The organism is Micromonospora sp. 15K316, from assembly GCF_004348525.1.
Taxonomy (GTDB): domain Bacteria; phylum Actinomycetota; class Actinomycetes; order Mycobacteriales; family Micromonosporaceae; genus Micromonospora.
This window is the reverse complement of record NZ_SMKG01000234.1, coordinates 1-8,900: the sequence shown is the minus strand read 5'-3', so window position 1 is coordinate 8,900 and position 8,900 is coordinate 1. Positions and strand designations below refer to the sequence as shown.

Below are 8,900 nucleotides of genomic sequence, written 5' to 3'. Positions count from 1 at the left end.
GGGTAGCGCCGGGGCGGGCGGCGTCGGCGGCGGCTGCTCGACCACCGGCTCCGGTTCGACCGCCGGCCGCCGGGCCGGCAACCGGTCGCCGGCCTGGTGCGGCACCCGCGACCGGGTGACCGGCTCGGACGGGCCGGTCAGCCGGTCGTTGCGGGAACGGGGCGGCGCGGTGGTCGGCGCCGGCTCCTGGCCGGCACCGGGCGACCGTGCCGGCGTGACGGGGGCCGCCGGCTCGATCGCGGCCGGCTGCGGGGGGATCGGCGCGTGCTCCCGCTCGGCACGTCGCGCCGGCGTGAGCGGGCGGGCGGTGCCGGGGCGCGGGGCGCCGAAGAGGTCGAGGAAGGGGGAGTCGATGTCCGGACTCTCCGCGCCCGTCGGCGACGGTGTCCGGGGCGGCGGTTGCTCCGCCGGAGTGGCTCGTCGGGTCACCGGATCGGCGGGCGGGTTGCGTCGCGCCAGCGGGCGGGGTGCCTGGAAGACGCCTACCCCGCCGTGCCCGGGAGAGGTGGCCAACGCCGGATCGAGGGCGTTCTCGTCCAGCTCGTCGGCCTCTGGGTAGTCGAACGATCGCGCACGGTGACTACCCGGCGCGGCCGGACGGCCGGCCGGGGAACCCGGCGTGGAATTGCGACTCATGCGACCGCCTCACCCGCATCGTGTGACCGCCCCGTCGGCGTACGCCCGGTCATGCCAGTTCCTCCCGGATCCTGATCCCGCTGCCGACCAGGCGAGGATCGCGCTGTTCGGCGGCGGGCTCCCGGGTGCGTCGCCAATCCGTCAGCGCGGTGCGGATCACCACTCGCGCCGGCCGGTCGGGGTCGACGTACCGGAAGACGAATGACGTGCTCACGATGGCGAGCGCGATCTCCCAGGCGGGGAAGAGCTCGACCTGCAACGTGAACAGCCAGTGGATGAACATGTAGAGGGGGACGAGCAGCATGAAGAGCCCGTACTGGGCGTACGGGAGGTGGACGGGAAGGGTGTAGCCGGGCGGCCCGAGATAGACCAGGCGGGCCCGGTAGATGTCGTCGTCGGTGCGCAGCCGCATGTCGCCCGCGCCCTATTCGAAGATCAGGTCGATCAGGTAGTCACCGACGAAGAAGAGTGTCGCCGCCCCGGCGATGAAGGCCAGGCCGACGATCGCGATGGCCGAGCTGGTCAGCACCTTGGAGATCTCTCCGCGGCTGGCCCGGCCGATGAAGATGACGCCGAGGACGGCGAGCAGGATCGGTGCGATCTTGCTGGCGAAGAAGGTGACGACACTGTTGGTGTCGATGCCCTTCGGTTCCGGCTCGGCGAGTGGAGTCGACGCCAAGGCGGAGAGCGCGTGGGCGACGCCGGACGACGCCTGCTCCATGAGCTCGATGGCGATCACTGAAACCTCCCCAAAACGCGGCCGGCGGCGCCGCAGCGGTGCAGTTGGAAAGCCCGCGGGTAGAAATGTCCATTTCGAGCGCAGCCAAGTTGCCCTGCGTTCGTTACTCACCACATAGGGTGGCGAGTTTTGGGCGATTTGATCCCGCTTCGGCCCTCCCTCCACGCTTCGCCATCTCGATGCTGGGCAATTCCACAGCGTACGGGCCGCCCCGGAATGCGACAAGCCGCGAAGAGACTGCCCGATACGATGTGGACGACCGATCGTACACCTGTTCCAATGCGCATGTCAGGGCCGCTGTGCGAGGCCGCCCCGGGGCGGTCGAGGCCCCGCCGACGACCGGTACGGTCTAGTCGTGACCGATCTGGTGCGGGCCCCGGCCCCCGTTGTCATGGGCGTCCTCAACGTCACGCCCGACTCCTTCTCCGACGGCGGACGGTACGCCGACCTCGACGCCGCCGTCGGACACGGCGTCCGACTGCACGCCGAAGGGGCGCACCTGATCGACGTGGGCGGCGAGTCCACCCGGCCGGGCGCGGACCGGGTCGACCCGGAGACCGAGGCGGCCCGGGTGGTCCCCGTCATCCGCGAACTCTCCACGGCGGGCGTGCCCGTCAGCATCGACACCACCCGGGCCCGCGTCGCCGATGCGGCCCTGACCGCCGGGGCGGCCGTGGTCAACGACGTCTCCGGCGGCCTGGCCGACCCGGACATGGCCCGGGTGGTCCGGGACGCGGGCTGTCCGTGGGTGCTGATGCACTGGCGCGGGCACTCCCGCGGCATGCGCGAGCTGGCCCACTACACCGACGTGGTCGCCGACGTCCGGGCCGAGCTGGCCCAGCGGGTCGACGCGGCGCTGCGGGCCGGGGTGGCCGCCGACCGGATCGTCGTCGACCCGGGGCTCGGCTTCGCCAAGACCGCCGCACACAACTGGCAGCTCAGCGCCCGCCTGCCCGAGCTGCTCGACCTCGGCTACCCGCTGCTCTTCGGGGCCAGCCGCAAGTCCTACCTGGGCCGGCTGCTCGCCGCCCCGGACGGGACCCCGCGCCCGCCCGGCGACCGTGAGGCGGCCACCGTCGCCACCAGCGTGCTCGCCGTCGCGGCCGGCGCCTGGGGCGTACGGGTGCACGACGTCCGCGCCACCGTGGACGCGCTCGCCGTCTGGCGGGCCACCGGCGGTCCGCGCCTGGTCGCGCCGGTCACCGCGGGCGTGGCGACCGGCGGAGCCGAGGGGGACCGGTGACCGACCGGATCACCCTGACCGGCCTGCGGGCCCGCGGCCGGCACGGGGTGTACGACTTCGAGCGCGAGCAGGGGCAGGACTTCGTCGTCGACGTGGTGCTGGAACTCGACCTCGCGCCGGCCGCGCGCTCGGACGACGTCGCCGACACCGTCCACTACGGCGAACTCGCCGACAGGCTGGTCGCGGTGGTGACCGGCGACCCGGTCGACCTGATCGAGACGCTCGCCGACCGGCTGCTCGACGTGTGCCTGGCCGACCCGCGCGTGACGAGCGCGACGGTGACCGTGCACAAGCCGGAGGCGCCCGTGCCGCACACCTTCACCGACGTCGCCGTCACCATGACCCGTGGGCGTGCCCGGTGAGCAGCGCCGTCCTCTCCCTCGGCAGCAACCTCGGCGATCGCCTCGCCCACCTCCGCGGCGCCGTCGCCACCTTCGGTGACTCGGTTCGGCTGGTCTCCGGGGTGTACGAGACTCCACCGTGGGGGGACCCGGACCAGCCCACCTACCTGAACGCGGTGCTGCTCGCCGAGGATCCGACCGCCGGCCCGTACGACTGGCTGGAGCGGGCCCGGGCCGCGGAGCGCGCCGCCGGGCGGGTCCGCGACCCGCGGCGGCGCTTCGGGCCGCGCACCCTCGACGTCGACGTCATCGCGGTCCGGCGCGACGACGACGAGCCGGTGTTCAGCGACGACCCCGAGCTGACCCTGCCGCACCCCCGCGCCCACCTGCGGGCGTTCGTCCTGCGGCCGTGGCTCGACATCCAGCCGCACGGCGAGCTGCCCGGCCACGGTCGGCTCACCGACCTGCTGAACTCCGGCGTCGCCGCCGCCGACGCGCGGGAAGTGCGCCCGCGCCCGGATCTGGAGTTAGAGTCGACGGCATGACCCAGCGGAGCCGGCCGGCATGACGCAGGCGCAGTCCCCGCAGCCGGGCGGGACGGGGCGGATGGGCCCGACCCGGATCTCCACCCTCGTGGTGGCCGGGCTCGCCGCCGCCGCGGCGGCCTGGCTGCTGATCAGCACCTTCTACTACAGCGGCATCCCCCAGCTGCCCTGGCTGCCGGTGGTCACGCTCGCCGTGCTCGCCGTGCTCGAGGGGTACGCCGCCGTCAACACCCGGGGTCGCATCGAGCGCCGGCCGGGCCGGGAGCCCGTCAACGCGCTGATGGTGGCCCGGTTCGTGGTGCTTGCCAAGGCGTCGTCACTGGCCGGTGCCATCTTCGCCGGCTTCTACGCCGGTTTGACCGCGTGGCTCTTCGTCGAGTCCACCCGCGCCGCCGGCGAGGACCGCGCCCCGGCGGGCGGCGGGCTCATCGCCTCGCTCGCCCTGGTGGCCGCCGCGCTGTGGCTGGAGCGCTCCTGCCGGGTGCCGGAGCGGCCCGAGGACGAGCGGGAGCCCGACGACCGGGAGAGCCGCCCCGGCCAGCGCTGACCCCAGCGCCACCGCGTACCCGCGCCGGCTGGGGGGTTACGTGCGGCTCACCGCGCGGGTACGGTGCCTCCGACCGGACAGCAACGGCCGCCTCCGGTCCGCCCGCGCGTCGGACCGGACGACCGGCCAGGGGGAGGCGGCGTCATGGGGTACGACGAACCGGGCCGGGAAGCGCCAGTCGAGCCCTCGTCCGGGGTGCCCGCCGCCGTGCTGGACAACGTCTTCGACGACCCGTTCCACGGGGAGCCCGGTCGGGACCGCGTCGGTGTGCACATCGGCTGGGAGATCGTCCTGCTGATCGGGCTGGCCGCCGTCGCCTGGCTGCTCTGGCGTGAGGATCCGGCAGTGCTGCGGGGCGCCGGCCTCCAGTCGCTGCTGGTCGACGTGGCCGCCCTCGGCCTGCTCGTCCTCGCCGCCGGGCTGAGCCTGCGTACCGCCGCGGTGAATCTCGCCATCGGGCCGGTGGCGGTCGCCGCCGGGCTGCACTTCGCCGAGCAGAGCGACCGTGGCGTGCTGGCCGCCCTGGCCCCGGCCGCCGTGGTCGCCGCGATCGCCGGCCTGCTCCTCGGCCTGGCCGTGGTGGTGCTGCACGTGCCGGGCTGGGCGGCGAGCCTCGCCGGGGCGGCCGGCGTCATCGTGTACATCGAGCGGCGCTCCGCGCCGGTGCTCGTGCAGGGGGAGTACGACCCGCGCCGGCACGCGTACTACCTGGTCGCCGGCTTCGCCGCGGTGGCCGTCCTCGGCGGTCTCTTCGGTGCCATCCGGTCGGTCCGTCGGCTCGTCGGCCGGTTCCGCCCGGTGGCGGATCCGGCGCGCCGCCGCGGGGCGGTCGCCGCCGTCGTCACCGCGGGCGCGCTGATCGGCTCGACCCTGCTGGCCATGCTGGCCGGTGTGCTCGTCGCGGCCAACCACGCCGCACCGGTGGCCCCCGCGACCGGCCTGGACTGGACGGTGCTCGCCGTCGGCGTGGCACTGCTCGCCGGCACCAGCGCGTACGGCCGCCGGGGCGGCATCTTCGGCACCGTCTTCGCGGTGGGGCTGGTGTCCGCGTTCCTCGCCTACGCCGACGTGCGCGGCTGGACGGTGAGCCGGTGGGCGGTCGGTGGGGTGACCCTGGGGGTCGGGCTGCTCGTCACCCGGCTGATCGAGCGGTACGGGCGGCCCGGGTCGGCCACCGTGGAGACGCCGGAGCCGGCCACCGACGGCACGATCAGCTCGGGCTGGACGGTGCCCGGTCCGGTGGAGAACTGGCCGCCTGCCCTGCCGACGCCCGCCGCGGACACGCCGATGGACCCGTGGCGGTCGCCCCGCTGGGAGGACGAACCGCGCCGGTGGGACGACGCCCGCTGAGCTGGGGTCATGTCCGACGAGCCGGAGGTGATCTCGGCGGTTAGGCTCGGCGGCATGAGCGAGACACCTGCCACCCCCACCGGCGGTCACTCCTTCGAGGAGTTGGACGCACTCCCCACCGAGGAACTGCGGGAGCGGGCGTTCGCGCTCGCCCGGGAGCGGGTCGACGTCGGCTTCTTCTGGTCGGTGCTGCGTCACCTGCCGAACGCCGACGAGGCCGCCGCGCTGGACGGCGCGCCGAACTCCGTCGGACCGATCATCGACGAGGCCGCCGCGCTCCTGCGCGAGCTCTCCGGCCACGACTACGAGGAGTCCGCGCCGCTGCTGCGGGCCGCCTTCATCGACTACCTGATGAAGCACTGACGCGACCGGCACTCGGACATCCGCCCGCTGCTGCGGGCCGGGAACGGACAGCATCATGGCGCTCACCAACCGGACCGGCGCGTTCAGCCGGTACGGCACGGCCGCCGGCACCGGCGCGCTCGCCGCGCTCGTGCTCGTCGCGGTGGCCGGCAGCCCGGCGTACACCGGCTGGGCCGGGAACCACACCGATCCGAACTCGGCGGCCGGCTGGTACCTGCGGCTGCTCGCCTGGCCGGCCTGGCGGATCGACGCCGGGGACCAGGGCGGCGGAGTCTTCGCCGCCGACCTGCGGGCCATCCTGCTGGTGATCCTCGCGGCGGCCCTGCTCTACGTGCTGCCGGCCTCGCAGGTTGCCCGGGTACCGGGCGGGTTCAGCCAGTTCTTCTCCGGCTGGGCGGCGTTCGTGCTGGCCGGCGGCCTCGCCGGGCTGCTGGCGGTCCTCCTCGGGCCGGGGCCGTCGATGCTCGGCGCGTTGCAGGCCGCCGGCGAAGGAGCCGGCTACGGCTTCCTCAGCGGCTGGGTCATCGGTACGGCCAGCCTCGGCGGCCGCGCCTGATCACCCGGTCGGAGCCGTCCGGCCCGGGCCCTGATCACTCGGCCCGAGTCGTCCGCCCGGCCGGGACCCGATCACTCGGCCGGATCCCGGCTCGGTTCCCGCTGCACCGGACCCGTCACTCCGACCGCGTCTGTTCGCCGGAGCCGGCGGCCAGGTCGAGCAGGTGCCGGCGGTCCAGCGTGCCGACCGGTCGCCCACCGTCGGTGATTACCACGCGCTGCGCCGCCGAGGTGAGCAGCGTCGCGAGGGCGTCGTACGCCGAGGCGTCCAGCGGTACGGTCGGCGCGTCCGTCGCCCCGTCGGCGGGCACCGGCTCCAGCGCCTCGCGGCGCAGCGGCGTGACCACCAGCCGGCGGATACCCCGATCGGCGCCGACGAACTCGCGGACGAACGGGGTGGCCGGCGTGCCGAGCAGCGCCGCCGGTGAGTCGTACTGCTCCAGGTGACCGCCCTCGGAGAGCACCGCGACCCGGTCGCCGAGCCGGACCGCCTCGTCGAGGTCGTGGGTGACCAGCACGATCGTCTTGCGTACCTCGGCCTGGAGCCGGAGGAACTCCTCCTGGAGCCGGGCCCGGACGATCGGGTCGACGGCCGAGAACGGCTCGTCCATGAGCAGCACCACCGGGTCGGCGGCGAGCGCGCGGGCCACCCCGACCCGCTGCCGCTGACCGCCGGAGAGCTCGTGCGGGTACCGGCCGCCGAACGTGCCCGGTTCGAGGCCGACCAGCTCCAGCAGCTCGTCCACCCGGCTCCGGACCTGCTCCCGGGGCCAGCCGAGCAGCTTCGGCACGGTCGCGACGTTCGCCCGGACCGTCTGGTGCGGGAAGAGGCCGACGTTCTGGATCACGTAGCCGATCCGGCGACGCAGCGACACGGGGTCGACGCGGGTGACGTCCTCGTCGCCGAGGAGGATCCGGCCCCCGGTCGGCTCGATCATCCGGTTGATCATCCGCAGCACCGTCGACTTGCCACAGCCGGACGGGCCGATGAGCACCACCAGCTCGCCGGCGCCGACCTCGAGGCTCAGCCCGCGTACGGCTTCGGTCCCGTCCGGGTAACGCTTGCGGACACCCTCCAACGTGATCGACGCCGCGCGCCGCTCGCCGGTGGTCGCGCGCGCGCCGGCGCCGGAGGTCTCCGGGGTAACGTCCACGTATGTCCTTCCGCCTGAGCTACCGGGCCGACCCGGGCAACCCCTGGTTCTCCTGGCAGTACCTGCGGGACAACTTTGACACGCTCGCCGACGCGCTGGGCGACCACGCCTCGCTGACCGCCCGTGCGGTGTTGATCGCCGCTCTGATCGCCGTACCGCTGGCCGTGGTGGCGTACTGGTTCCGCCCGCTCGCCGGCCCGATCCTCGCCTTCACCGGGGTGCTCTACACGATCCCGTCCCTGGCGCTCTTCGCGTTCATCGCCCCCTACCTGGGTATCGGCACGGTGACCGTGCTCACCGTCGTGGTGCTCTACGCCCTGCTCGTGATCGTGCGCAACACCGTCGCCGGGCTGACCCAGGTGCCGCCCGAGGTGCGCGAGGCCGCCGAGGGCATGGGCTACGGCCGGTGGGGGCGGCTGCTCCGGATCGAGCTCCCGCTCGCCCTGCCCGGGATCCTCACCGGGCTCCGGCTGGCCACCGTCTCGACCGTGGCGCTGGTCACCGTCGGCGTGGTCGTGGGTCGCGGCGGGCTCGGACAGGTGATCTTCGCCGGCTTCCAGAACAACTTCTACAAGGCGCAGATCATGGCCGGGACGCTGCTCTGCGTCCTCCTCGCCCTGGTGCTGGACCTGATCCTGGCCGGAGTCGGCCGGCTGCTCACCCCGTGGCTCACCCGGAGATCGTCATGAGCGTCATCGAGCAGGCGATCGTCTGGCTCAACGACCCGCTGAACTGGACCAACCCCGGCGGCGTGCTGGACCGGCTCGGCGAGCACCTGGTCCTCTCCGCCGCCGCCGTCGCGCTGGGCTGCCTGGTGGCCTGGCCGATCGGGCTCTGGCTCGGCCACACCGGGCGCGCCGGCGGCCTGGTCGTGCTGGTGGCGAACGTGACCCTGGCCATCCCGACGCTCGCCCTGCTCACCATCCTGCCGCTGACCTTCCTCGGTTTCGGACGGCCGTCGGTGATCGTCGCGTTGGCGGTCTTCGCGCTGCCGCCGCTGCTGGCGAACGCGTACACGGGGGTGCGGCAGGCCGATCCGGAGGCGCGGGACGCGGCACGCGGCATGGGGCTCTCCGGATGGCAGGTGCTGCGCCGGGTGGAGTTGCCGCTCGCCGTGCCGTACCTGGCGGCCGGGTTCCGGACCGCCGCCGTGCAGGTGGTGGCCACCGCGGCGCTCGCCTCGTTCGTCAACGGCGGCGGGCTGGGCCAGATCATCCGGGCCGGGTTCGGGCTGGACATCGCCGCCGGTGGCGGCCAGATCCTCGCCGGAGGTGTGCTGGTGGCCGCGCTCGCCGTGCTGGTGGAGGTGGTGCTGGCCGTGGTCGAGCGGGCCGTCACGCCGCGTCCGTTGCGCGCGGCCCGCCGGGGCGCGAACCGGCGAGCCGCCGACGCGGTGGTCGGAAGCTGACGACGGGGCGGCGGGGACG

Annotated in this window: 12 protein-coding genes and 1 pseudogene; 9 read left to right on the top strand and 4 right to left on the bottom strand. The window is 74.3% G+C overall.

Annotated elements, in window-relative coordinates; all coding sequences use genetic code 11:
* From E1211_RS27670 to E1211_RS27660, 3 genes and pseudogenes are all read right to left on the bottom strand, one after another.
* Positions 1–636 (bottom strand): annotated as a pseudogene (locus tag E1211_RS27670) (hypothetical protein); the annotation flags it as partial.
* A 49-nt stretch (positions 637–685) separates the two neighbouring features.
* A complete protein-coding gene (locus E1211_RS27665; protein ID WP_120680123.1) occupies positions 686–1,048 on the bottom strand; it encodes a hypothetical protein in 363 nt (120 codons plus the stop codon).
* A 12-nt stretch (positions 1,049–1,060) separates the two neighbouring features.
* Positions 1,061–1,375 (bottom strand): hypothetical protein, encoded by a 315-nt coding sequence (locus E1211_RS27660; protein ID WP_120680125.1) that lies wholly within the window; start codon positions 1,373–1,375, stop codon positions 1,061–1,063.
* A gap of 355 nt (positions 1,376–1,730) precedes the next feature.
* On the opposite strand from E1211_RS27660, the gene folP reads away from it, so the two are divergent.
* From folP to E1211_RS27625, 7 genes are all read left to right on the top strand, one after another.
* Complete coding sequence (gene folP / locus E1211_RS27655) at positions 1,731–2,618, top strand: dihydropteroate synthase (protein WP_132352433.1); 888 nt, start codon at positions 1,731–1,733, stop codon at positions 2,616–2,618.
* Positions 2,615–2,980, top strand: a complete 366-nt coding sequence (folB, locus tag E1211_RS27650) for a dihydroneopterin aldolase (RefSeq protein WP_132352431.1) — start codon at positions 2,615–2,617, stop codon at positions 2,978–2,980. Before folP ends, folB begins: the two co-directional genes overlap by 4 nt.
* Positions 2,977–3,504, top strand: a complete 528-nt coding sequence (gene folK, locus E1211_RS27645) for a 2-amino-4-hydroxy-6-hydroxymethyldihydropteridine diphosphokinase (protein WP_132352429.1) — start codon at positions 2,977–2,979, stop codon at positions 3,502–3,504. The genes folB and folK overlap by 4 nt, the downstream gene beginning before the upstream one ends.
* A 19-nt stretch (positions 3,505–3,523) precedes the next feature.
* The gene (locus E1211_RS27640; RefSeq protein ID WP_132352427.1) at positions 3,524–4,051 is read left to right on the top strand and encodes a DUF3180 domain-containing protein; all 528 of its coding nucleotides are present in this window, start codon (positions 3,524–3,526) and stop codon (positions 4,049–4,051) included.
* A gap of 144 nt (positions 4,052–4,195) precedes the next feature.
* Positions 4,196–5,401 carry an ABC transporter permease gene (locus E1211_RS27635; protein WP_132352425.1) on the top strand — a complete coding sequence of 402 codons (1,206 nt, stop codon included), beginning with the start codon at positions 4,196–4,198 and terminating at the stop codon, positions 5,399–5,401.
* A gap of 54 nt (positions 5,402–5,455) precedes the next feature.
* A complete protein-coding gene (locus E1211_RS27630; RefSeq protein ID WP_132352423.1) occupies positions 5,456–5,764 on the top strand; it encodes a hypothetical protein in 309 nt (102 codons plus the stop codon).
* Positions 5,765–5,819: 55 nt separating this feature from the next.
* Positions 5,820–6,320, top strand: a complete 501-nt coding sequence (locus tag E1211_RS27625) for a hypothetical protein (RefSeq protein ID WP_132352421.1) — start codon at positions 5,820–5,822, stop codon at positions 6,318–6,320.
* Between the two features lie 115 nt (positions 6,321–6,435).
* On the opposite strand, the gene E1211_RS27620 is transcribed toward E1211_RS27625, so the two are convergent.
* Positions 6,436–7,473: an ABC transporter ATP-binding protein gene (locus E1211_RS27620; protein ID WP_132352419.1), complete on the bottom strand. Its 1,038-nt coding sequence runs from the start codon at positions 7,471–7,473 to the stop codon at positions 6,436–6,438.
* Positions 7,474–7,475: 2 nt separating this feature from the next.
* On the opposite strand from E1211_RS27620, the gene E1211_RS27615 reads away from it, so the two are divergent.
* Entirely contained in the window at positions 7,476–8,162 is a 687-nt protein-coding gene (locus tag E1211_RS27615) for an ABC transporter permease (RefSeq protein ID WP_132352417.1), read from the top strand.
* The gene (locus tag E1211_RS27610; RefSeq protein ID WP_132352415.1) at positions 8,159–8,881 is read left to right on the top strand and encodes an ABC transporter permease; all 723 of its coding nucleotides are present in this window, start codon (positions 8,159–8,161) and stop codon (positions 8,879–8,881) included. The genes E1211_RS27615 and E1211_RS27610 overlap by 4 nt, the downstream gene beginning before the upstream one ends.
* Positions 8,882–8,900: the final 19 nt, after the last annotated feature.

What these genes read in the sequence shown, in the direction of transcription:
- E1211_RS27665 (WP_120680123.1), bottom strand. Translation starts at nt 1,048, where the DNA reads ATGCGGCTGCGCACCGACGACGACATCTACCGGGCCCGCCTGGTCTAT.
- E1211_RS27640 (WP_132352427.1), top strand. Translation starts at nt 3,524, where the DNA reads ATGACGCAGGCGCAGTCCCCGCAGCCGGGCGGGACGGGGCGGATGGGC.
- E1211_RS27635 (WP_132352425.1), top strand. Translation starts at nt 4,196, where the DNA reads ATGGGGTACGACGAACCGGGCCGGGAAGCGCCAGTCGAGCCCTCGTCC.
- E1211_RS27630 (WP_132352423.1), top strand. Translation starts at nt 5,456, where the DNA reads ATGAGCGAGACACCTGCCACCCCCACCGGCGGTCACTCCTTCGAGGAG.
- E1211_RS27625 (WP_132352421.1), top strand. Translation starts at nt 5,820, where the DNA reads ATGGCGCTCACCAACCGGACCGGCGCGTTCAGCCGGTACGGCACGGCC.
- E1211_RS27615 (WP_132352417.1), top strand. Translation starts at nt 7,476, where the DNA reads ATGTCCTTCCGCCTGAGCTACCGGGCCGACCCGGGCAACCCCTGGTTC.
- E1211_RS27610 (WP_132352415.1), top strand. Translation starts at nt 8,159, where the DNA reads ATGAGCGTCATCGAGCAGGCGATCGTCTGGCTCAACGACCCGCTGAAC.